Source organism: Paracoccus amoyensis, from assembly GCF_014490725.1.
Lineage (GTDB): Bacteria > Pseudomonadota > Alphaproteobacteria > Rhodobacterales > Rhodobacteraceae > Paracoccus > Paracoccus amoyensis.
Genome location: NZ_JACOQL010000003.1, coordinates 291,765 through 313,511 on the forward strand (window position 1 = coordinate 291,765; position 21,747 = coordinate 313,511).

General features: G+C 58.8%; 21 protein-coding genes and 2 pseudogenes. 14 read left to right on the plus strand and 9 right to left on the minus strand.

Features of this window, described 5'->3' with window-relative positions:
- The first annotated feature begins 127 nt into the window (after window positions 1-127).
- Window positions 128-808 (plus strand): hydrolase, encoded by a 681-nt coding sequence (locus tag H4P12_RS10465; protein WP_187793629.1) that lies wholly within the window; start codon window positions 128-130, stop codon window positions 806-808.
- Between the two features lie 400 nt (window positions 809-1,208).
- Window positions 1,209-2,090, plus strand: coding sequence for a LysR family transcriptional regulator (locus H4P12_RS10470; protein WP_187793630.1), 882 nt, complete (start codon window positions 1,209-1,211; stop codon window positions 2,088-2,090).
- A 50-nt stretch (window positions 2,091-2,140) separates the two neighbouring features.
- Here the strand turns inward: H4P12_RS10470 and H4P12_RS10475 are convergent.
- Together H4P12_RS10475 and H4P12_RS10480 are read right to left on the minus strand one after the other, a co-directional pair.
- Window positions 2,141-3,495 (minus strand): annotated as a pseudogene (locus H4P12_RS10475) (glutamine synthetase family protein).
- Complete coding sequence (locus H4P12_RS10480) at window positions 3,492-4,202, minus strand: type 1 glutamine amidotransferase (protein ID WP_187793631.1); 711 nt, start codon at window positions 4,200-4,202, stop codon at window positions 3,492-3,494. The pseudogene H4P12_RS10475 and the gene H4P12_RS10480 overlap by 4 nt, the downstream one beginning before the upstream one ends.
- Before the next feature lie 151 nt (window positions 4,203-4,353).
- On the opposite strand from H4P12_RS10480, the gene H4P12_RS10485 reads away from it, so the two are divergent.
- Window positions 4,354-5,481, plus strand: a complete 1,128-nt coding sequence (locus H4P12_RS10485) for an aminotransferase class V-fold PLP-dependent enzyme (RefSeq protein ID WP_187793632.1) — start codon at window positions 4,354-4,356, stop codon at window positions 5,479-5,481.
- On the opposite strand, the gene H4P12_RS10490 is transcribed toward H4P12_RS10485, so the two are convergent.
- Window positions 5,478-5,951, minus strand: a complete 474-nt coding sequence (locus H4P12_RS10490; RefSeq protein ID WP_187793633.1) for an Lrp/AsnC family transcriptional regulator — start codon at window positions 5,949-5,951, stop codon at window positions 5,478-5,480. The genes H4P12_RS10485 and H4P12_RS10490 overlap by 4 nt on opposite strands.
- A gap of 194 nt (window positions 5,952-6,145) precedes the next feature.
- Here H4P12_RS10490 and H4P12_RS10495 point away from each other — a divergent pair, with 194 nt between their 5' ends.
- The 7 genes and pseudogenes from H4P12_RS10495 to H4P12_RS10525 all read left to right on the plus strand — a co-directional run.
- A complete protein-coding gene (locus H4P12_RS10495) occupies window positions 6,146-6,598 on the plus strand; it encodes an Rrf2 family transcriptional regulator (RefSeq protein WP_187793634.1) in 453 nt (150 codons plus the stop codon).
- A 184-nt stretch (window positions 6,599-6,782) separates the two neighbouring features.
- Window positions 6,783-7,019, plus strand: a complete 237-nt coding sequence (locus H4P12_RS10500; protein ID WP_187793635.1) for a hypothetical protein — start codon at window positions 6,783-6,785, stop codon at window positions 7,017-7,019.
- Window positions 7,020-7,112: 93 nt separating this feature from the next.
- Window positions 7,113-8,105, plus strand: a complete 993-nt coding sequence (locus tag H4P12_RS10505; RefSeq protein WP_187793984.1) for a sulfate ABC transporter substrate-binding protein — start codon at window positions 7,113-7,115, stop codon at window positions 8,103-8,105.
- Between the two features lie 38 nt (window positions 8,106-8,143).
- Window positions 8,144-8,950, plus strand: coding sequence for a sulfate ABC transporter permease subunit CysT (gene cysT, locus H4P12_RS10510; protein WP_425498216.1), 807 nt, complete (start codon window positions 8,144-8,146; stop codon window positions 8,948-8,950).
- Window positions 8,943-9,836, plus strand: coding sequence for a sulfate ABC transporter permease subunit CysW (gene cysW, locus H4P12_RS10515; protein ID WP_187793637.1), 894 nt, complete (start codon window positions 8,943-8,945; stop codon window positions 9,834-9,836). Before cysT ends, cysW begins: the two co-directional genes overlap by 8 nt.
- Window positions 9,837-9,846: 10 nt before the next feature.
- Window positions 9,847-10,566, plus strand: a complete 720-nt coding sequence (locus H4P12_RS10520; protein WP_187793638.1) for a sulfate/molybdate ABC transporter ATP-binding protein — start codon at window positions 9,847-9,849, stop codon at window positions 10,564-10,566.
- Between the two features lie 152 nt (window positions 10,567-10,718).
- Window positions 10,719-11,085 (plus strand): annotated as a pseudogene (locus tag H4P12_RS10525) (transposase); the annotation flags it as partial.
- Between the two features lie 91 nt (window positions 11,086-11,176).
- On the opposite strand, the gene H4P12_RS10530 reads toward H4P12_RS10525, so the two are convergent.
- From H4P12_RS10530 to H4P12_RS10555, 6 genes are read right to left on the minus strand one after another with little or no spacing between them, the layout of a single operon-like run.
- Window positions 11,177-12,775, minus strand: coding sequence for a GMC family oxidoreductase (locus H4P12_RS10530; protein ID WP_187793985.1), 1,599 nt, complete (start codon window positions 12,773-12,775; stop codon window positions 11,177-11,179).
- A 45-nt stretch (window positions 12,776-12,820) separates the two neighbouring features.
- Window positions 12,821-13,819, minus strand: coding sequence for a branched-chain amino acid ABC transporter permease (locus tag H4P12_RS10535; RefSeq protein ID WP_187793639.1), 999 nt, complete (start codon window positions 13,817-13,819; stop codon window positions 12,821-12,823).
- A 1-nt stretch (window position 13,820) separates the two neighbouring features.
- Window positions 13,821-14,708 carry a branched-chain amino acid ABC transporter permease gene (locus H4P12_RS10540; RefSeq protein WP_187793640.1) on the minus strand — a complete coding sequence of 296 codons (888 nt, stop codon included), beginning with the start codon at window positions 14,706-14,708 and terminating at the stop codon, window positions 13,821-13,823.
- Between the two features lie 3 nt (window positions 14,709-14,711).
- Complete coding sequence (locus tag H4P12_RS10545; protein WP_187793641.1) at window positions 14,712-15,416, minus strand: ABC transporter ATP-binding protein; 705 nt, start codon at window positions 15,414-15,416, stop codon at window positions 14,712-14,714.
- Complete coding sequence (locus H4P12_RS10550) at window positions 15,413-16,192, minus strand: ABC transporter ATP-binding protein (protein ID WP_187793642.1); 780 nt, start codon at window positions 16,190-16,192, stop codon at window positions 15,413-15,415. Before H4P12_RS10550 ends, H4P12_RS10545 begins: the two co-directional genes overlap by 4 nt.
- 3 nt (window positions 16,193-16,195) lie before the next feature.
- Window positions 16,196-17,395, minus strand: a complete 1,200-nt coding sequence (locus tag H4P12_RS10555) for an ABC transporter substrate-binding protein (RefSeq protein ID WP_187793643.1) — start codon at window positions 17,393-17,395, stop codon at window positions 16,196-16,198.
- A 186-nt stretch (window positions 17,396-17,581) separates the two neighbouring features.
- Between H4P12_RS10555 and H4P12_RS10560 the strand changes: the two genes are divergently transcribed.
- The 4 genes from H4P12_RS10560 (at window position 17,582) to ehuB (ending at window position 21,694) form a co-directional block, all read left to right on the plus strand.
- The gene (locus H4P12_RS10560) at window positions 17,582-18,493 is read left to right on the plus strand and encodes a LysR family transcriptional regulator (protein ID WP_187793644.1); all 912 of its coding nucleotides are present in this window, start codon (window positions 17,582-17,584) and stop codon (window positions 18,491-18,493) included.
- Between the two features lie 92 nt (window positions 18,494-18,585).
- Complete coding sequence (gene ehuR, locus H4P12_RS10565) at window positions 18,586-19,971, plus strand: MocR-like ectoine utilization transcription factor EhuR (protein ID WP_187793645.1); 1,386 nt, start codon at window positions 18,586-18,588, stop codon at window positions 19,969-19,971.
- A gap of 89 nt (window positions 19,972-20,060) precedes the next feature.
- Window positions 20,061-20,846 carry an ectoine/hydroxyectoine ABC transporter ATP-binding protein EhuA gene (gene ehuA, locus H4P12_RS10570; protein WP_223115784.1) on the plus strand — a complete coding sequence of 262 codons (786 nt, stop codon included), beginning with the start codon at window positions 20,061-20,063 and terminating at the stop codon, window positions 20,844-20,846.
- Window positions 20,847-20,875: 29 nt separating this feature from the next.
- On the plus strand, window positions 20,876-21,694 hold the full coding sequence (ehuB, locus tag H4P12_RS10575) for an ectoine/hydroxyectoine ABC transporter substrate-binding protein EhuB (protein WP_187793646.1): 819 nt from the start codon (window positions 20,876-20,878) through the stop codon (window positions 21,692-21,694).
- The last annotated feature ends 53 nt before the right edge of the window (window positions 21,695-21,747 follow it).

A 21,747-nucleotide genomic window follows, 5' to 3' on the forward strand; every position in this document is an offset into this window, starting at 1 on the left:
GTAGTGTTCTGAATTTTGGAACGAGTATCGAATTGATAATACGATAATCACGGATACCTTTGTATGGCGGCGGGAAGAAACATACTCCCAAGGCAATTTCGCTGCCGCTTGGAAAAAGGAACCTACAATGTCTGCACCTGCAAACTTTAACGGCGCCAAGCCGGTAATTGATCCGAACGATGCGGTCATGCTGCTGATCGACCACCAAAGCGGCCTGTTCCAGACCGTCAATGACATGCCCATGACGACGCTGCGCCGTCTTGCCGGGGCATTGGCCTCGATGGCAACGCTTGCCAAGCTGCCGGTCATCACCACGGCATCGGTGCCGCAAGGTCCGAACGGTCCGCTGATTCCGGAAATTCACAAGAACGCACCCCACGCAAAATACGTTGGCCGCAAGGGCGAGATCAACGCATGGGACAACCCTGAATTTGTGAAAGCGGTCGAGGAGACCGGGCGTAAAACCCTGATCATCGCGGGCACCATCACCAGCGTTTGCATGGCTTTCCCCGCCATCAGCGCGATTGCCGATGGCTACAAGGTTTTCGTCGTCGTTGACGCGTCTGGCACCTATTCGAAGATGGCCGAGGAAATCACGCTGGCCCGTGTCGTGCAGGCCGGGGCTGTGCCGATGGATACCGCCGCCGTCGCGTCCGAGTTGCAGAAAACCTGGCACCGCGACGATGCGCAACAATGGGCCGAGATCTACACCCAGATCTTCCCCGAATATCAATTGCTGATCGAAAGCTACCAGAAAGCCCGCGAGGTCGAGCATGACGGAGAGCAGCTGGATTCAGCAAAAAGCTGATCCGACAATGGGGTGGGCATATCGTGCTCACCCCACAAAAATGACGACAAGCTGACCTGAAGGTTAGCGGATCGGCGTTTCAAATCCTGCGTAATCCGGCCACATGGTCTTTCAGCGACACCCGGCAGGCTTCACCGAATGGAACAAGGATGCCTGCCCGGAACGTCATGCACGTCTTGGCTGGTTTCTTCGGACCTCACACAGGCGCTGCCGCGCGGACGGAGCAGCTTCGCAAGGAACAAGAACCGCCGCATTGGCAATTCGTAAAATTCTTCTTCGGTCATGTTCAGGCGTTTTGGCAAAGGAATAATTGGTAGCATTGCACAGCTTTCTTTTCATAAATGAATTGATATCATCCTGAAATGACGAAAACCTCGCCATATAGTGGAATATACTTTTCATGGATGAAAAGATTGCATGGGATGATCTAAGATTATTCCTTCATGTTGCCGAAACCGGCGGGCTTAGCGGGGCGGCGCGAAGGACCGGATCAAGTGCTGCGACGATTGGCCGACGCATGCTGACGCTGGAACAGCAGGCGGGACAACCGCTGTTTCATCGCGCTTTGACGGGATACACCTTGACGCAGGTGGGACAGGCTTTACTGGAACGTGTGCGTGTCATGCAGGCGGCCGCAGTGCCGGTGCGGGAATTGTTGGCGGCGCAGACCGAAACGCCGCTGATCCGGTTATCCGCAGGGACCGCCACAACAATGTTTCTGGCCGACAGGTTCAGCCGCTTGCATCGCCCCGATGACGGCTTCCGTCTGAACTTTGTAACCACCGAAGCGATCATGGACATCGCCCATCGTGAGATTGATCTGGGCATTCGCAATCGTCCCGCAGAAGCCGGAAACCTCGCTTCGTGTCCTTTGGGCACAATACGTTTCGCCCCCTATCGCAGTTGGAGCGTTGCGCGTCCGGAACTCCTGGGGTGGGTGGCAATTGACCCGTCCCATGCCCGCCACCCTGCCGGGCACTGGCTGCATCAACAAGGGGTCACGATCAGCGTGCTTGCCAGCTCGATGGCGGCTGTCCACGCCCTTGTCAGGGCTGGTGCAGGAATTGGAATCATGCCCTGCATGTTCGGGGATAGTGACCCGGCCTTAGCACGTGCGGGCCCGATCATCGAAGAGTTGACCGAACAGCAGCATCTGGTGATGCATGACGATGATCGCCATCGCCCGCCCATCCGCCGATTGGCCGCGAGAATTTCAGCCCTCTATAACGAAAACACTGAGCTGCTGGCAGGATTGCGGCCGCTGCGCGGTCAAATCATATAGCGAAAGCCCCGGTCGTAACCGGGGCTTTTTTGATTGGCATAGGGGCCATATCAGACGTTCAGCAGCAAATGTTCGCGTTCCCACGGGCTGATGACTTGCAGAAATTCTTTGTATTCATTCCGCTTCACGGCCTCGTAAACGGCAGCGAACTCTTGCCCCAAAACCTCGCGCATCGGTTCGCTTTCGTTGAACAGATCCAGAGCATCGCCAAGGTTATAGGGTAATTCGTCCTGCGACATATAGGCGTCGCCCAGACATTCGGCGCGCGGGTTTTCCTGTTCGATCAGGCCCAGATAACCACAGGCCAGCGATGCCGCGATCCCCAGATAGGGATTGCAATCCATACCCGCCAAACGGTTTTCAACCCGCCGCGCCTCTGGCCCGGAAATTGGCACGCGAATCCCGGTTGTCCGGTTGTCGCGCCCCCATTCAAGGTTGATGGGCGCCGCGAAATCCGGCACGTAACGGCGATAACTGTTCACATAGGGCGCCAGCAGCGCGACCGCGGCGGGCAGATGCCGCTGCATCCCACCGATGAAATGCAGAAACGCTTCTGTTTCGCTGCCCTTGTCATCGGAAAAGATATTCTTGCCGGTTTTCAGATCGACGACCGAATGGTGGATGTGCATGGCGCTGCCCGGCTCACCCTCGATCGGTTTGGCCATGAAGGTCGCGAAACAATCATGGCGCAGCGCGGCCTCGCGGATCAGGCGCTTGAAATAGAAAATCTCATCCGCCAGCGCGACCGGGTCGCCGTGGTTCAGGTTGATTTCGATCTGCCCGGCGCCGCCTTCTTGCAGGATGCCGTCAATTTCAAAGCCCTGAGCTTCGGCGAAATCATAAATATCGTCGATGACCTTGCCGTATTCGTCGATCGCCGACATCGAATAGGCCTGCTTGGCAGCCGCGCGCCGACCTGAACGCCCCATCGGCGGAATGATCGGCTGGTTCGGATCAAGATTGCGCGCGACAAGGAAAACTCCATCTCTGGCGCAACGATGGGTTTCCAGCCCTTTTCTTCATACAGCCTGACCACGCGCTTCAACACATTGCGCGGCGCGATGGGCACGGGATTCCCCTGCTGGTCAATCGCATCGTGGATCACCTGCAGCGTCCAGTCCGCCGTCCACGGAGCGGCAGTCGCGGTGGTGAAATCCGGGGTCAGGATCATGTCGGGTTCGGTGAACGCGCCCGATGGGTTATCCGCCCATTCCCCGGTGATCGTCTGCAGGAAGATCGAGTTCGGCAGGTAGAACTTGTCCTGCCGCGCGAATTTGGAGGCGGGCATGGCCTTGCCCCGTGCGACGCCGGCGATATCGGCAACGATGCATTCCACTTCATCCAGCCTGCGGCCCGCGATAAAATCGCGGGCTGCCTGTGGCAGCTGGTCTGTCCAATCGCTCATGCGGCACCCTGCTTCGCAGTATTCACCCGAACCCGCGCTTGTTTGAAAAATGCCTCAATCCGGTCAGCAATTCTGGCCGAGGCTTTGGCTTCGCCCATGCGCCCCGCGGCACGGGTCAGCAATTCATCCGGCACGACGCCCTTGGCCCGCGTGTCCATCAGCCCCTGAACAAAGCTGTCGTCGAATTCGGGATGCGCCTGGATGGTCAGCGCCCGGTCGTTATAGACCAGTGCCGCATTCTCGCAGAAGGTGTTACGCCCGATGACTTCGGCATCGTCAGGCAGGTCAACGACCTGATCCTGATGCCAGGCGTTCAGCCGCAGCTTTTCACCTTCGAAATCATAATCCTGCGTGCCAACAGACCAACCACCGTCATATTTGACCACCTTGCCGCCCAAAGCCTGCGCGATGATCTGATGGCCAAAACAGATGCCGACCATGGGCACCTGATCCGCATAGGCCTGACGGATGAAATCCTCGAGCGGCGGAATGAACGCATGCGGTTCATAGGCGCCGTGACGCGAACCCGTCAGCAGCCAACCATCGGCCTCGTGGACAGTGTCGGGGAAATTCATTTCCTCGACATCCCAGACGGTGAAGTCAAAGCCACGTCCGGCTAGAAGCCGAACGAACATATCCGGATAGTCGCCCAAATCTGCCTTCAATTGCGCGGGCGACTTGCCGCATTGAAGTATGCCGATACGCATGAAAAACCTGCGAAGTTATATGGTGGTCAGAAGGTAGTCGTCCGACAGGGGGGCCCGCAAGGGGGAGTTGCCAATTTGCGCGCCGCTTCCACTGGTGAAGCGCGGTTTCCACCGCTACCCTGCCGACAAGAGCGATACGAAAGGAACCGATATGCCCCACCTGCGCCCCGAAGTTGACCCCGAGGGTCTGGAAGAATTCTCGGTCGTCTTCACTGACCGCTCGCTCAATCACATGTCGCAGCGGTTTCAGCAGGTCATGCGCGATCTGTCAGACATGCTGCGCAAGGTTTATGGCGCCTCGCAGGTGGCAATTGTTCCGGGAGGAGGCACCTATGCGATGGAATCGGTCGCCAGACAGTTTGGCCGCGATGCCCACGCCCTGATCGTGCGCAACGGCTGGTTCAGCTATCGCTGGTCGCAGATTTTTGAAGCCGGCGGTTTTGCCCGCGAAACCACGGTGGCCATGGCAAGACCTGCGGGGAACGAGCCGCAGCCCGCCTATGCACCACCCCCGATTGATGAGGTTGTGGCAAAGATTCGCGAAACCCGCCCCGATGCAGTCTTTGCACCGCATGTCGAAACATCCGCCGGGATCATCTTGCCAGACCACTACATCACCGCACTTGCTGCTGCCGCGCATGAGGTGGGGGCGCTGATGGTGCTGGACTGTATCGCGTCAGGAACGATCTGGGTCGATATGGCGAAAACCGGCGTCGATGTGTTGATCTCGGCCCCGCAAAAGGGCTGGTCTGCATCGCCCGCTGCCGGATTGGTGATGTTGTCGGACCGCGCAGCCGCGCGGCTGGCCGATACCGAATCCAACAGCTTTGCGCTGGATCTGAAAAAGTGGCGGGCAATCACCGAAGCCTACGAGAACGGCGGCCATGCGTATCACGCCACCATGCCCACGGATGCGCTGCTTGGCCTACGCGATGCCATGATCGAAACGCGTGAGATGGGCTTTGATGCTGCCCGCGATGCGCAATGGGATCTGGGCCACAAGGTCCGGCAGATGCTGGCTGATTTAGGCGTCCGATCTGTCGCCGCGAAGGGTTTCGAGGCGCCGGGCGTCGTGGTCAGCTATACCAGCGACCCCGACATCAAAAGCGGCAAGAAATTTCTGGCCGAGGGGATGCAGATTGCAGCGGGCGTCCCACTGGCCGTGGATGAAGGTGCGGATTTTTCAACCTTCCGTCTGGGCCTTTTTGGATTGGACAAGCTGAAGGATGTCGATGGCACGGTGGCCCGCCTGAAAGCGGTTGTCGACAAAGTCCTTTAACGGTCGCGCGTGTTCACCGGATAGGCGGTTGTGTAACGCAACCGCTCCATCGCGAAATGCGAGGTGACGTTTTTCAGCGGCACGGCATCGGTCAGCCGCCGATAGAAGTCATCGAAGGCCGCCATGTCGGCGACGGCGACACGCAGCAGATAATCCATTTCACCGGCCATGCGAAACGCCTCCATGACCTCGGGCAGGCTATCAATGGTGCGAACGAAGGCTTCGCGCCATTCGCCGCTGTGATCAACAGCCTCTATCTCGACAAAGACGGATAGCCCAAAGCCCAATTTCGCGGGATCGGCCAGCGCGACGCGGCTTTTCAACACACCCGCTGCTTCCAGCTTCTGAATGCGTTTCCAGCACGGCGTTTGCGAGAGGCCGACACGATCCGCGATCTGCGCAATGGGAAGGGTCGCGTCCTCCATCAGCGCGGCAACGATCTTGCGGTCGATCAGGTCCAGTTCCGTCATCAGCCCCTCCTTCGGGATTCGAGGGTAGCATGGCGGCTTGGGCGATAAAAATCTACCAACTTTATCGTATTTTTAAAATTCGAACTTGTGCAAGTGATCGCGAATGTAGTTTTTCGCACACGATCGCTGACTCTGATGCTAAATTCCGCAATCCCGACATTGCTTCCGGAGATTAACCCGCTTAATTTTTGACAATGATCACACAGAAAATGAAGTATGCCCTGAAAGCCCTGCTGGTGCTTGGGGACGAGGCGGCAAAGGATCGGCCAGAGCCATTGACGATCGAGACGATCGCCAAGCGTTCCGACACGCCCAAACGGTTTCTGGAACAGATCCTGCTAGAGATCCGGAACGCGGGTGTCGTCGGCTCGATCCGGGGACGTTCGGGCGGCTATGTGCTGATCAAGAAACCCGCCGATATTTCCATTTCGGAAATGCTGCGCCTGATCGACGGGCCAATCGCCCCCCTGCCCTGTCTGTCGCGCCGCGCCTATCAGCGGTGCGAGGATTGTAAAGACGAAGCGTCGTGCCGCATCCGCAAGGTCTTTGCCGAGGTTTTCTGGTCCTATCTGATCCTGATAGAATCGCTGTCACTGGAAGACATGCTGCATTCGGAACAGATCACTGCCCAGATCGTCGGAATTTAACCTCCTGAAATTTAATGATTATACTGCAAGCGCGACGCATTACGTCACGTATTTCGGCGTAGAACAATAATCCCAAAAGACGACAAATTTTAGCGATTTTATTCTGTTGCAAATATCCACTATTCCTGTCGTTATTTAGGTATTGGCGGATCACTTGATCGCCAGAGCAAAGGGAGTGACAGAGATGACCAATCGATCAAACCTGCCCACCACCTCGATCTCATCGCGGGCACGCTACAATCCTGTGGATAGCGTCAGCCGTTTCAACCACCGCAGCGGTCTGGTTGCACATATCGAGGGCAAACCATTGCTGTCCGAGGGCAGCGACCCCGATCTGCTGGCAGCCCGCCTGCTGGAGGGTGGCCAGTCCGAACTGTGGAACGCCCGCACCGACTTGCCGCATCGCGGCTGGCGTCATTGACACGCCACTAACGACTTCTTCCAGGAGGGCTTCATGCTGACCAAAATCGCCATCACAAACAGCGCAATCGCCGGTCGGGGCACGTTCGCAGCGATGCTGCATTGCAGCCTGCCCGTCGTGGCAATTGCGCTGATGGCCGCGACTGGCGCGCCCGGCGTCGCCCGCGCGCAATCGCTGCTGAACGTCAGCTATGATCCGACCCGCGAGCTGTATCGCGACATCAACACGGCTTTCACCGAAAAGTGGGTCGCCGACGGGCACGACGCCGCGTCAATTGAAACCAGCCATGGCGGCTCGGGCGCTCAAGCCCGGGCCGTGATAGACGGGCTTGGTGCGCAGGTCGTGACGCTGGCGCTGGCCTCAGATATCGACAAGATCGCCGAGGCCGGCAAGCTGCCCGAAGACTGGCAGTCCAAGCTGCCGCATAACTCCAGTCCCTACACCTCGACCATCGTGTTTCTGGTGCGCGAAGGAAACCCCAAGGGCATCAACGACTGGGGCGACCTGACCCAAGAGGGCGTCGAGGTGATTACCCCGAATCCGAAAACCTCGGGCGGGGCACGCTGGAACTATCTGGCTGCCTGGGCATGGGCCGAAAAGAACGGCAAAGACCCGAAAGAGTTTCTGGGCCAGTTGTTCACCCACGTGCCAGTGCTGGATACCGGCGCGCGCGGTGCCACCACCACCTTTGCCCAACGCGGCATTGGCGACGTGCTGTTGGCATGGGAAAACGAAGCCTATCTGGCGCTGGAGGAGATCGGCGACGATCAGTTCGACATCGTCGTTCCTTCCGTGTCGATCCTGGCCGAGCCTCCGGTTGCCATTGTTGACGCCAATATCGCCGATGATGCGCAGCGCGAATTGGCGACGGCCTATCTGGATTATCTTTACACCCCCGAAGGTCAGGCGCTGGCATTCAAGCATTTCTATCGGGCATGGGATGAAAGCGCCGCAGCGCCCGAGGATGTGGCCCGCTTCCCGAAACTTGATCTGGTAACCATCGACGAACTGGGCGGCTGGAAGAAAGTGCAGCCCGAACATTTCGGCGACGGCGGCATCTTCGACCAGATATACACAGCGAAGTAACCTACATGCTCATCAAACCTCTGGTTCGACGAACAGCAATGCCCGGTCTCGGCCTTTCGGCCGGGATCACCATGGCGATGCTGTCGATCGTCGTGTTGCTGCCGATTGGGGCCCTGCTGTTGCAGGGTGCCCAATTCGGCCTTGGCAACATCTGGGACACGGTCAACCGCGAACGGGTCTGGGCGGCTTTGTTCCTGTCCTTCAAACTGGCCTTCTTCGCTGCGCTGTTCAATTTGATCTTCGGCGTCCTGCTGGCCTGGGTGTTGGTCCGCTATCGCTTTCCCGGCAAGCGCCTGATCGACGCGGCGGTTGATCTGCCCTTCGCGCTGCCCACGGCGGTGGCGGGCATCGCGCTGACCGCGCTTTATGCGCCCAACGGCGTCCTTGGCAGCCTTGCCGCGCAAATCGGCTGGAAGATTGCCTATACCCAATGGGGCATCTTCCTTGCACTTGTCTTTGTGGGCCTGCCCTTTGTGACGCGCACCGTGCAACCCGTGGTCGAGGAAATCGAAACCGAGGTAGAGGAGGTATCCGCAACCCTTGGCGCATCGCGATTTTACACGATGCGTCATGTGATCCTGCCGATGCTGACACCCGCCGCGCTGACCGGCTTTGCGCTGGCACTTGCCCGTGCGGTCGGCGAATACGGATCGGTCATCTTCATCGCCGGGAACATTCCCCTGAAGACCGAAATCGCCCCCCTGTTGATCGTGATTCAGCTGGAAGAGTTCAACTATGATGCCGCAGGCGCCATTGGCATCGCCATGTTGGTAATTTCCTTTGCCATGCTTCTGTCGATCAACCTGATCCAGATCTTCAGCCGCAGAAGGATTGGTCATGTCTGATTTCACCGTCGCACAACCGCGTCCGCTCCCTGCACGGCCAACCAAGTTCCGCCGCGCGACCGAGGAATCCCCGCTGACCCGCGTGACACTGATCTTGTTGACAGTTGGGGGGTTGGCACTTCTGGTTTTTGCGCCGCTGCTGGTCGTCTTTGCCGAGGCGATGGCCGATGGCTGGGCGACTTCGGTCGCAAGCCTTGGCAATCGTGAAGCATGGTCGGCCATCCGGCTGACGCTGCTGATTACCGCCATGGCCGTTCCGATGAACGCGGTCTTTGGCATCGCCGCCGCATGGTTCATCACCAAATTCGACTTCCGCGGCAAGGCCTTCCTGATCACGCTGATCGATCTGCCCTTCTCGGTCAGTCCGGTTGTTGCGGGTCTGTGCCTTGTGCTGCTGTTCGGCGCGAATTCCATGTTGGGCGGCTGGCTGGTCGCGCACGGATATCCCATAGTCTTTGCGGTTCCGGGCATCGTGCTGGCCACCGTCTTTGTCACGTTTCCGTTCGTCGCGCGGGAGTTGATCCCGGTGATGATCGAGCAAGGCCGGACCGAGGAAGAGGCCGCTTTGACCCTTGGCGCTTCCGGCTGGCGGACGTTCCGCACCGTGACGCTGCCGAACATTCGCTGGGCGCTGCTTTACGGCACGCTGCTTTGCACGGCCCGCGCCATGGGCGAATTTGGTGCCGTTTCGGTCGTCTCGGGCAAGATCCGGGGACAGACCGCGACCATGCCGATCACGATCGAGATGATGTATAACGAATACCTCTCGGTCGCTGCCTTCTCGATGGCTGCGCTGCTGACCGCGCTGGCCCTGATCACCCTGACCCTGAAAACCGTGATGGAACTGCGTCTGTCTGACCAACTTTCCGCCACGCGCCGACACTAAAGGTGCCCTGATGCATATTGATATCGACGACATCGCCAAGGATTTCGGCACGTCAACCGCATTGCTGCCGGTTTCACTCTCTATCCCCTCGGGTGCGCTGGTCGCGCTGCTTGGGCCCTCTGGCTCGGGCAAGACCACGCTGTTGCGCATCCTTGGCGGGCTTGAGTTTCCGACCTCGGGTCGGGTGCTGTTCAACGGGCAGGATGCCACCGGCATGACCGTGCAGGAACGCCGCGCGGGCTTCGTGTTTCAAAGCTATGCCCTGTTTCGCCACATGACCGTGTTTGACAATATCGCCTACGGCCTGAACGCCCGCCCACGCGCCCAACGCCCGCCCAAAGCCGAAATCGCGCGCCGCGTGACCAAGCTGCTGGACCTGATCCAACTGCCCCATATCGGCGGCCGCTATCCCAGCCAATTGTCTGGCGGCCAACGCCAGCGTGTCGCCCTGGCCCGCGCGCTTGCGATCGAGCCGCGCATGCTGCTGCTGGACGAACCCTTCGGTGCGCTGGATGCCAAGGTCCGCAAGGAATTGCGTCAGGGTCTGCGCGACATCCATGACGAAACCGGCTTGACCACAATCTTCGTCACCCACGATCAGGAAGAGGCGATGGAACTGGCCGATCTGGTCGTTGTCATGTCCATGGGCCGCATCGAACAGATCGGCAGACCACATGACATCCGCGAGAAGCCAGCGACAGAGTTCGTGCGTGATTTTGTGGGGGTGTAAGTTAGATTTCGTTCAGGGGGGAAGCCATGAGCGTATTCCTTACCGAATGTCTGCTTCTCATATAAAAAATAGGCTCTGTCGCAGAAATTCCGTGACGGGATCCACGTTGTGAATCCGGAGTGGTAGTTGGCCGGCATGCGCAGACTGACATCCTCGATCTGCAAGACCGGGAGGATCGGCCCGTCGAGATCACCGGGAACCCCCGCGGCGATGCATCGGTCGTGCCCCACCTGCTTCCCCAGATCCCGGCGGACCAAGAGACCGGTTCGGACACCGCTGATGGTGCTTATGACACACGCAAATGCCATGACGCCATCGCCGAGCGCGGCGCGCAACGAGGCTCTAAGAGCATCGAAATATCGTGGCCGGGTTGAAACCAGGATGCATTTTTTGAAGCTTCTGGGCCAGCGGTTGAAGGCGCACGACTTTGACCGCCAGATTGCCGAGACCCAGATCCGCATCGCCGTCCAGAACGGCTACACCGCCATCGGCATACCCGTCACACAGGCCGTCGTATAACTCTGTCCGGGGAAAGGGAAGGTTCGGCTTTCAGCCGAGTTGCGCAACAGAGTCCTGCCACCCAACGGGTAACCCGTGCCCTGCCACCTTGTCAGGCCCGCGCGTCCTCCAAAATCATCTGTGCCGCCTTCTCACCAATCATCATCGTCGGCGCGTTGGTGTTGCCGCTGGTAATTCGGGGCATCACCGACGCATCCGCGATGCGCAGCCGCCCCAAGGCCCGCATCCGCAACCGTGGATCGACCACGGAATCCGCGTCTGTCCCCATGCGGCATGTCCCCACCGGGTGGAAGATCGTCGTGCCCACCGCGCCTGCCGCCTTGACCAGATCGTCGTCGGTTTGAAACGCAATCCCCGGCACATGCTCTTCGGGATTGTAGCGAGCGAATGCGGGTTGTGCCGCGATCTTGCGCGTCAGGCGCAGTGCCCGAACGGCGACATCGCGGTCGCTTTCCGTGGACAGATAGTTCGGCCTGATCGCCGGATGCGCACGAAAATCCGGGTTGGTCACATGCACCGATCCGCGACTGTCCGGACGCAGGTTACAGACGCTGGCCGTCATCGCAGGGAACGGGTGAACCGGGTCACCGAACTTGTCCAGACTGACGGGCTGGACGTGAAATTCCAGATCGGCGGTCGCCTTGTCTGGCCCGGATCTGGTGAATATCCCCATCTGACTGGGCGCCATCGACATCGGTCCCGCACGCCTGAACAGATATTCTGCCCCGATCATCGCCTTACCCCACAGTTTCGATGCCTTTTCGTTCAGCGTCGGCACGCCATGAACCTTGTAGACTGTCCGCAATTGCAGGTGGTCCTGAAGGTTTTCGCCCAAAGCAGCGACCTCGACTTGCGGCGCGATGCCAGCGGCTTGCAGCACATCGCCGCGTCCCACGCCTGAATGCTCCAGTATCTGAACAGATCCGATTGCCCCGGCAGACAGGATGGTCTCGCGGTCAGCTTTGATCTCTTTCCGCTGCCCCTGATGGTGCAGGATGACGCCGCGCACCTCGCCATTTTCGATCATCAGCTTTTCAACCGATGCCCCGGTCAAAACCCGCAAATTCGGCCGCCCGCGCACGGGTCGCAGGAATGCCCTTACCGCGCTCCACCGCCAGCCATTGCGTTGCGTGACGTCGAAGTAACCGCCGCCCTCATTGTCGCCGCGATTGAAATCATCGGTGCGCGGAATCCCTGCCTGCTCTGCCGCCTGCAAAAAGGCTTCCAGCACCGCCCAGCGAACCCGGGCGGTTTCCACACGCAGCTCACCGCCCGAACCATGCGACTGATCCGCACCGCGATAATGATCCTCCTGCTTTCGGAACAGCGGCAGGACATCATCCCAGGACCAGCCGGTGCAGCCCATCTGACGCCATTGATCATAATCCGCCGCCTGCCCGCGCATGTAGATCATGCCATTGATCGAGGAACATCCGCCCAGCACCCGCCCACGCGGATAAATCAGCGAGCGCCCGTTCAGACCCGGCTCTGCCTCGGTCTTGAAGCCCCAATCCGTGCGGGGATTGCCGATGCAATACAAATAGCCGACGGGGATGTGAATCCAGTGGTAGTTGTCATTGCCCCCCGCCTCCAGCAGCAGCACTTTGTTCGCGGGATCGGCGCTGAGCCGGTTGGCCAGCACACAACCGGCGCTGCCCGCGCCGATGATGATATAGTCATAGCTTTCCATATGACGCTTCTCCATTTACCCCCGGCGGTGCCGAGGGCACAAAGGTCATGACTCGGACCGGAAACCCAGCTTGCGGCCCAGTTTCGAGGCGAAGAACTCGCCGATCAGGCCGCGGCGGAACAGCAGCACGCAGACCATGAACACTATGCCCGTGATGATCGTGACCGGGAAATCCGAGGTCGCCAGATAGTTCTGCAGCGTCACCACCAACCCCGCTCCAAAGATCGGGCCAGCCAGCGTGCCGATGCCGCCCAGAAGCGTCATCAGGATCACCTCGCCCGACATTTGCCATGACACGTCGGTCAGGGTCGCGAACTGGAACACCAGCGCCTTCATCCCCCCGGCAAGGCCCGCCAAGGCTGCCGACATGACAAATGCCCCCAACTTGTAGCGCGCGACGGAATAGCCCAGCGAAATGGCCCGCTGTTCATTTTCCCGAATGGATTTCAGGATCATCCCGAAGGGAGAGTTCACGAAACGCCAGATGATCAGCAGTCCGATCACAAACACCGCCGCAACGAAGTAATACATGTTCATGGTTGGCTGCAGGTTGATAAGACCGAACAGCTCTCCCCTCGGGACGGACTGGATCCCGTCCTCACCATGTGTGAACTTTGCTTGCAGGCAGAAGAAGTAGAACATCTGGGCCAAGGCCAGTGTGATCATCGCGAAATAGATGCCCTGACGGCGGATTGCGATGGCACCAATGACCAGCCCCAAGGCCGCCGCGCCAACAACGCCCAGCAGAATCCCCATCTCGGGCGGCCAGCCCCAGACCTTGACGGCATGGGCGGTGAAATAGGCCGCGCCACCAAAGAATGCAGCATGACCAAAGCTGAGCAGACCAGTGTAGCCCAACAGCAGGTTGAAGGCCGATGCAAACAGCGCAAAGCACAGCAGCTTCATCAGGAAAATCGGATACAGGAACTGCGGCGCGATCAGCAGCGCGATCAATGCAACGACCACCAGCACCTTGCGGATCGTCGCAGCCTGCGGGTGCGCGGAGATTTCCTCGGACGGAATGGGTTCGGATTTTGCCGACATCTCAGGCATCCTTTCCAAACAGGCCCGCAGGGCGCAGGACCAGAACGATCGCCATGATGACGAAGATCACGATATTCGAGGCTTCGGGGTAGAACACCTTGGTCAGGCCTTCGACCACACCCAGCATATAGCCGGTAACGATGGCCCCCAGGATCGAGCCCATGCCGCCGACGACGACCACGGCAAAGACGACGATGATCAGGTTCGAACCCATCAGCGGGCTGACCTGATAGACCGGAGCCGCCAGGACCCCGGCGAATGCTGCAAGCGCGGCGCCAAGCGCATAGGTGAGCGTCAACAGCAAGGGCACATTCACGCCGAAACTTTGTACCAGCGTGGGGTTTTCTGTGGCCGCCCGCAAATATGCGCCCAGCTTGGTCTTTTCGATCATCAGCCAGGTGCCGATGCACACGATCAAAGAGGCGATCACGACCCAGCCACGGTAGATCGGCAGGAACATGAAGCCCAGATTGACCGCGCCCGTCAGTTGTGCTGGCGGCGCATAGGGTTTGCCCGACGCGCCGAAGAAGTAACGAAAGGTGCCTTCGATCGCCAAGGCCAGTCCAAAGGTGAACAGCAGCCCGTAAAGATGGTCCAGCTTATACAGCCGCGACAGCATCGTGCGTTCGACCACCGCCGCCAGCAGGCCCACGATCAGCGGTGACAGGATCAGCGCGAACCAGTAGTTGATCCCGCCCACGGTCAGCAGCAGCAAGGCGATGAACGCGCCCAGCATATATTGCGCGCCATGGGCAAAGTTGATGACCCGCAGCAGGCCGAAGATGACCGCCAGGCCAAGGCTCAGCAGCGCATAGAACGATCCGTTGATCAGCCCGACCAGCAGCTGGCCCATCAACGCCTGAAGGGGAACCCCAAAGATCATCGTCATGCCTCAGACCCCCAATTCGCTATGCAGCATGTCCATCTGCCGCGGCAGGTCGGCGACCGGGAATTCTGCGATCATCTGACCGTGATCCATCAGGTAAAAGCGGTCGGCGACCTTGGCGGCAAAACGGAAATTCTGTTCCACCAGCACAACGGTCATGCCGCGTTGTTTCAGTTTTTTCAGCACATCGCCGATGGCCTGAATGATCACCGGGGCAAGCCCCTCGGTCGGCTCATCCAGCAACAGGCAACGTGCGCCGGTGCGCAAGATGCGGGCCATAGCCAGCATCTGCTGTTCGCCGCCCGACAGCTTGGTGCCGGGGCTGTTGCGACGTTCTTTCAGGTTCGGGAAAAGCGCGTAGATTTCGTCGACCGACATGCCGCCATCGGCGACCTGCGGCGGCAGCATCAGGTTTTCCTCGACCGACAGGGTCGCGAAAATACCGCGTTCTTCGGGCACAAAGCCCAGTCCGGCACGGGCGGTCTTGTGCAAGGGCACGGACATCATGTCCTGCCCGGCAAACGCGATCTTGCCCTGACGTTTGCGCAAAATCCCCATGATCGTGCGCAAGGTGGTCGTCTTGCCCATGCCGTTGCGGCCAAGGATGCAGATCATCTCACCTTCGTTGACATGCAGGTTCACGCCGTGCAGCACATGGCTTTCCCCATACCATGCGTGCAGATCGGATACGTCCAGCAACCGCCCGTTCATTCGTCCGTCCCCATATAGGCCGTGCGCACACGCGGATCGGCAGACACCTGGGCATAATCACCCTCGGCCAGAATTTCGCCGCGTTGCAACACGGTCACGTGGTCGCAGATATCGGCCACAACGCTGAGGTTATGTTCAACCATCAGGACGGCCCGTTCGGTGGCGACGTTGCGGATGATATCGGCGACCATCTGCACATCTTCCTGACCCATGCCAGCCATGGGTTCGTCCAGCAGCAGCACCTTTGGATCCAGCGCCAAGGTGGTCGCGATTTCCAGAACGCGCTTGCGGCCATAAGACAGATCGGCGGCTCGATGGTCGCGATATTGCGACAGGCCCAGATTGTTGATCAGCTCGTCCGCGCGCGCATCCAGCCGGTCCAGCGACGACAGCGGCAGCCAGAACTGCGTTGCCAGTCCGGCAGGGCGTTGCAGCGCGACTTTGACATTTTCCCGAACGCTCAGATGCGGAAACACCGCCGAAATCTGAAACGAACGAACCAGTCCCATCCGGGCCACCCGGTCAGGTTTGGTATTGGTGATATCCGTGTCCAGCAGCGTGATTTGCCCGCGCGTCGGTTGAAGAAACTTTGTCAGAAGATTGAAAACAGTGGTTTTTCCAGCACCATTCGGGCCGATCAGCGCATGAATACGTGCGTGTTCGACATCCAGATTGACGTCATTGACGGCGGTAAAACCCGAGAAATCCTTGCCAAGGCCACGGGCGGAAAGAACCACCCGTGGCGCTGACTGCGTTGTAACAGCAGCTTGCGTCATCGTTCATTTGACCAGCGGACAGCCGCTTTCAGCGGGGTTGATATAGGCTTCGTCGCCCGGAATGGTCGCCAGAACGTTATAATAATCCCAGTCTTCCGTGATCTGATCGGGGGCCTTGACCTCCATCAGATAAACGTCCGAAATCATCCGGCCGTTCGCAGCAACCTTGCCGTTTTCGGCGAACACATCCTGCACCGGCAGTTCGTGCATCTTGGCCGCAACAGCTTCGGTTTCATCCGTCCCGGCAGCCTCGATGGCTTTCAGATAGGCTGTAACCGCCGAATAAGTCCCGGCATGGACCATGTTCGGCATGACGCCGGTGCGTTCAAAGAAACGCTTGCCGAATTCAGCCGTTTCAGGTGTGCGGTTCCAATAGAAGCTTTCCGTCAGGTTCAGGCCCTGCGCGGCTTCCGCGCCCAGACCGTTGACCTCGGAAATGGTGAACAGCAATGCAGCCAGCTTTTGACCGCCCTGGGTGATGCCGAATTCGGACGCCTGTTTGATTGCGTTCTGCGTATCAAGGCCCGCGTTCGCCAGACCGATCACCTTTGCCCCCGACGCTTGTGCCTGCAGCAGGAAGGACGAGAAGTCGGTCGTCGCCAGCGGATGACGGACCGAGCCGACCACCGTGCCGCCCTGGGACTTCACGAAATTCGAAGTGTTTTCTTCCAGCGAATAACCAAAGGCATAATCTGCCGTCAGGAAATACCAGCTGTCGCCGCCTTCCTTCACCAGCGCGCCGCCCGTGCCCACAGCCAAAGCATGGGTGTCATAGGCCCAGTGGAAACCATAGGGTGAACATTGCGCACCCGTCAGTTCGGTCGTCGCGGCCCCGGTGTTGACGGTGATCTTCTTTTCTTCCAGCGACAGCGCCTGAACAGCGAGACCGACCGAGGATGAGGTCAGTTCCATGATCGAATCGACCTGTTCGGTATCATACCACTGACGGGCGATGTTCGATGCGATGTCGGGCTTGTTCTGGTGGTCAGCGGTAATCACCTCGATCGGGGCGTCCAGCACCTTGCCACCGAAATCCTCAACCGCCATCTTGGCCGCTTCAAAGGACGACTTGCCGCCGAAATCGGCGTAAACGCCTGACTGGTCGTTCAGAATACCGATCTTGACCACATTATCGGAAACTTCGGCCAATGCAGGCATGGCTGTCAGGCCGACCGCAGCGGTCGACATCAGAAATTTACGCATACTTTCCTCCCAAAGGTGCGATCCTTCTGCCAAAGCGTCCAGAGGCTTCACGCGGGACCGCTGACCTGTTGCACATGGACGGACGACTCCTCCTCGTCCGTTGCGCAGAGGATGGCCGCAAATTCGTTTTGACACAAGTGTTCAGATAAGTTTAATTTTTAACATCATCTGTACATAAATGAACACATGGCAAATCTCAGCTGGGACGACCTTCAATTCTTTCTGGCAGTGGTGCGTGAACGCCAATTGTCCCGCGCCGCGCGTCAACTGGGAACGTCGCATGTCACCGTATCGCGCCGCATTGACCGATTGGAACAGGCCCTGAATACCCGCCTGTTCGAACGAAATCCGCGCGGCTACGAACTGACCTTGGCGGGACAGCGGCTGATCGAAACCGCCGAACGGATGGAAGAAGCGGCCGAGGATATTCCGGTCGGCAGCAACCCGATAACCGGACAGATCAAGCCTTTTCGCCTGGCCGTTCCAGAAGGTTTCGCCAAGCTGTTTTCCACCTTTCTTCTGCCGGAACTGCTGGCGCGGTTTCCACTGACCTCACCCGAACTGATCACGATGCCACAAGTCCTGTCACCCTCACGACGAGAGGCGGATATCTCTGTGACACTGGACCCGGTCACCAGTGGGCCGTATCGGTCCGAACGGATGGCTGATTACACGCTGCACCTTTATGCCACGCATGATTATCTGGCGCGCACGCCAAGAATCACCACCCGCGACGATCTGCGCAATCACCGTATCATCGGCTATATCGAGGAAATGATCTTTGCGCCCGGTCTGGATTATCTGGGCGAGATTCACCCCGCGATCCGCGCCTCAATCAAAAGCTCAAGTGTGTTCAACCAACTTTCCGCGGTGCGGGGCGGATTGGGCGTGGGCGTGCTGCCCTACTACATCGCGGGCGGCTATCCCGAACTTCGGGTCGCCCTGCCCGAACAGGTCACGCTGACACGAACCTATTGGCTGACATGCCATCGCGACGTTCGGCAGATGCGGCGAGAGAAAACGATGATCGAGTTTCTGATATCACGCCTGCAAAGCCGTGCGGGTGATTTGATCGGCCCGGGTCAGAAATCGGACTGATTTCGGTTGCGCATGATTGCACCTGCCGATGATATTGGATTGATAGCCCTATCTGTCCTTGTGAATTGCACCGATTTCAATACGATAAAATCATGACAATATGGCAGCCTGACCCTGACGCATTGCACCGACCGGCCTATATCTCGCTTGCGGATCAATTCGCGCGGGCGATTGCAGATGGGCAGCTTCACGCCGGAACCCAACTGCAACCACAGCGCAAGCTGGCCTATGATCTGGGCCTGTCGGTGCAGACCGTCTCGCGCGCGTATGATGAGTTGATCCGGCGCGGTCTGGTTGTCGGAGAGGTGGGGCGCGGCTCATTCGTGCTGCCACCGCCGGGCAACAATGCAACCCCATACCTGACCGAGCGATCCAGCGAGTTGATTGACCTGTCGATCCTGAAACCGATCAGCGATCAATCGCATATCCAGATCATGCGCGATGGGCTGTCCTGGGTCGCGGAACATCTGGGTGCGCCCGCAGCACTGTCTTTTCGGCCCAGTTCTGTTCTGCCACGGCATCGGGCAATCGCCGCCGAATGGCTGCGTCGCGGTGGCATTGCCGCCGCACCGGAAAGCATCGTGATCACCGACGGCGCGACCAGCGCGATCACAACGGCGGTGATGACAGCGATTCCCAGTGGTGGGGCGCTGGCCGCAGCGGCGCTGACGCACCATCTGCTGATCCCACTGTGCAAATATCTTGGCATTCATCTGGAACCGTTGGCCACTGATCATGACGGAATTCTGCCAGATGCATTGGATCACGCGGCCCAGCGTGGGCAGGCGCACGCCGTGTTCATGCAACCCTCGGCCATCAGCCCCCGCACCACCATGATGAGCGAGCGGCGACGTCTCGAAATCATCGATGTCGCGCGCCGCCATGACATCACCATCATCGAAAGCGATATCCTGAACGTGCTGATTCAGGATCGCCCCGCCCCCTTGGCCGCGCTGGCCCCGGAACGGGTGTTGCACATCAGCGGTTTTACCAAAACGACGCTGCCGGGATTGCGGCTGGCCTATCTTTCAGCGCCAGAACGGCTGACTGCATCGGCCGCAAATCGCCATCTGGTCACGAACTGGATGGCCACCCCCGTGATGGTCGAATTGCTAAGTCACTGGATCGAGGACAGCACCATCGACAAACTGATTGAATGGCAGCGAACCGCACTTGCGGAACGGCACATGCTGGCCCGTCAGATGCTGGCAGGCGCGAACTTCCGGGGTCATCCGCAAAGCCTGCACCTGTGGCTGGAACTGCCCGAGGGTCGCAATGAAGATCAGTTTGTTGCGCAGGCAATGCAGCGCGGCGTTGCCATAGCGTCCGGCCGCGCATTCAGGATCAACGATCGCTATCGCCAGGATGCCGTGCGAATTGCGCTTGGACCAACACATCTGGCCGAGCTTCGCAGGGGCTTGCAGATGATTACCAACCTGCTGAAAGAAGAGGCAGAGCCATTGCTGCCGATGATCTGACCGTTGCCAAAATTGATATGATATAATTTTTAAATTGATCTGATTTAATTGCAATGCAATTCTTCCCATAAATCAGGAAAGGATTGCATTTGGACGCCCCCATCATCCGCATCAATGATCTTAGCAAAAGCTTTGGCAAGCTGACCGTCCTGAACGGCCTGTCCTTTGATGTGATGAAGGGCGAAAAGCTGGCGCTTATCGGGCCATCCGGCTCGGGCAAGACCACAATCTTGCGTATCCTGATGACGCTCGAGAACATTTCCGGCGGCCGGATTGAGGTCTGCGGCGAACCATTGTTCCATATGCACAGGAACGGGCAGGACGTGCCTGCCGATGAAGCACATCTGCATAAGATGCGCCGCCACATTGGCATGGTGTTTCAGCACTTCAACCTGTTCCCGCATAAAACCGTTCTACAAAACATCACCCTGGCGCCCACATTGACCAAGGGTGAAAAACGCATCGATGCCGAAAAGCGGGCGCGCGAATTGCTGGATATGGTCGGACTTGCTGACAAAGCCGACTACATGCCGGTGCAACTTTCGGGCGGCCAGAAACAGCGCGTCGCGATTGCACGCGCTTTGGCCCTCAGCCCTGAAATCATGCTGTTCGACGAGGTCACCTCGGCCCTTGATCCCGAACTGGTCGAGGAGGTTCTGCAGGTGATGCAGCGCCTGGCGGTCGAGACCGACATGACAATGCTGCTGGTCACGCATGAGATGGGTTTCGCCCGTGAGTTTGCCGACCGCGTGTTGTTTTTCGATCAGGGGCGCATCGTCGAAGCCGGCCCACCCGAACAGATATTCCAAGCCCCGCAGGAAGAACGGACACGGACTTTCCTGCGCAAAATCATCGCCTCTCGCCACGGGATGTGAATGAAAACCACTCAACAGCGGAGAAGACCATGAAACCCTATCTGATTGCGGCCCTGCTTGCCGTCCCCTTGCCAGCGATGGCCGAAAAGCTGGACGACCTGAAGGAACAGGGCTATGCCCGCATCGCCATCGGCAATGAACCGCCCTTCACCGCCGTCGGATCGGATGGCAAGGTATCGGGTGCCGCGCCCGATGTGGCGCGTGAGGTGTTCAAACGACTGGGCGTCGAGGATGTCGAAGCCTCGATCCTTGAATACGGTGCGATGATCCCCAGCCTGCAGGCAGGTCGTGTGGATGCGGTGACTGCGGGGCTGTTCATGAAGCCCGAACGCTGCAACGCCGTCGCCTATTCCGAGCCGATCCTATGTGACGCAGAAGCCTTTCTTCTGCCGAGCGGCAACCCCAAGGGTTTTGAAAACTACGCCGACATCGCCGCTGATGAAACGGCTCGCATTGGCGCCCCCGGTGGCGGCACCGAAGAAAAGCTGGCACTGGAAGCGGGCGTTCCGCGTGACAGGGTGATCGTCGTTCCGGACGCGCAGTCAGGGCTGAAGATGCTGCAGGATGGCAGGATCGACGTCTATTCATTGCCGGTTCTGTCCCTGAATGATCTGCTGTCGAAATCAGGGGATGGCGGACTAGAGGTTTTTGCCCCCGTCAAAGACGCCCCCGTTTATTGCGATGGCGCGGCCTTTAACAAGGATGAAACAGCCCTGCGCGACGCATTTGACGTGGAACTGGCGAAGATGAAAGAATCCGGTGAATTCGCCGCAATCATCGAACCTTACGGATTCAGCGCCGAGGCAGCCAAATCCACCACGCGCGAAAAGCTGTGCGCGGCGCAGTAAGCTGACGGCAGGCGAACAAGTTTCGCCTGCGCTAACTGACCATCATCTCACGA

Bases quoted from the DNA above. Each gene is read 5' to 3' on its own strand.
- H4P12_RS10490 (WP_187793633.1), bottom strand. From the start codon at position 5,951: ATGACGGAACTGGACCTGATCGACCGCAAGATCGTTGCCGCGCTGATG.
- cysT (WP_425498216.1), top strand. From the start codon at position 8,144: ATGCCCGGTCTCGGCCTTTCGGCCGGGATCACCATGGCGATGCTGTCG.
- H4P12_RS10555 (WP_187793643.1), bottom strand. From the start codon at position 17,395: ATGCGTAAATTTCTGATGTCGACCGCTGCGGTCGGCCTGACAGCCATG.
- cysW (WP_187793637.1), top strand. From the start codon at position 8,943: ATGTCTGATTTCACCGTCGCACAACCGCGTCCGCTCCCTGCACGGCCA.
- ehuR (WP_187793645.1), top strand. From the start codon at position 18,586: ATGACAATATGGCAGCCTGACCCTGACGCATTGCACCGACCGGCCTAT.
- H4P12_RS10535 (WP_187793639.1), bottom strand. From the start codon at position 13,819: ATGTCGGCAAAATCCGAACCCATTCCGTCCGAGGAAATCTCCGCGCAC.
- H4P12_RS10505 (WP_187793984.1), top strand. From the start codon at position 7,113: ATGCTGCATTGCAGCCTGCCCGTCGTGGCAATTGCGCTGATGGCCGCG.
- ehuB (WP_187793646.1), top strand. From the start codon at position 20,876: ATGAAACCCTATCTGATTGCGGCCCTGCTTGCCGTCCCCTTGCCAGCG.
- H4P12_RS10520 (WP_187793638.1), top strand. From the start codon at position 9,847: ATGCATATTGATATCGACGACATCGCCAAGGATTTCGGCACGTCAACC.
- H4P12_RS10480 (WP_187793631.1), bottom strand. From the start codon at position 4,202: ATGCGTATCGGCATACTTCAATGCGGCAAGTCGCCCGCGCAATTGAAG.
- H4P12_RS10470 (WP_187793630.1), top strand. From the start codon at position 1,209: ATGGATGAAAAGATTGCATGGGATGATCTAAGATTATTCCTTCATGTT.
- H4P12_RS10485 (WP_187793632.1), top strand. From the start codon at position 4,354: ATGCCCCACCTGCGCCCCGAAGTTGACCCCGAGGGTCTGGAAGAATTC.
- H4P12_RS10495 (WP_187793634.1), top strand. From the start codon at position 6,146: ATGATCACACAGAAAATGAAGTATGCCCTGAAAGCCCTGCTGGTGCTT.
- H4P12_RS10560 (WP_187793644.1), top strand. From the start codon at position 17,582: ATGGCAAATCTCAGCTGGGACGACCTTCAATTCTTTCTGGCAGTGGTG.
- H4P12_RS10500 (WP_187793635.1), top strand. From the start codon at position 6,783: ATGACCAATCGATCAAACCTGCCCACCACCTCGATCTCATCGCGGGCA.
- H4P12_RS10550 (WP_187793642.1), bottom strand. From the start codon at position 16,192: ATGACGCAAGCTGCTGTTACAACGCAGTCAGCGCCACGGGTGGTTCTT.
- H4P12_RS10530 (WP_187793985.1), bottom strand. From the start codon at position 12,775: ATGGAAAGCTATGACTATATCATCATCGGCGCGGGCAGCGCCGGTTGT.
- H4P12_RS10540 (WP_187793640.1), bottom strand. From the start codon at position 14,708: ATGACGATGATCTTTGGGGTTCCCCTTCAGGCGTTGATGGGCCAGCTG.
- H4P12_RS10545 (WP_187793641.1), bottom strand. From the start codon at position 15,416: ATGAACGGGCGGTTGCTGGACGTATCCGATCTGCACGCATGGTATGGG.
- H4P12_RS10465 (WP_187793629.1), top strand. From the start codon at position 128: ATGTCTGCACCTGCAAACTTTAACGGCGCCAAGCCGGTAATTGATCCG.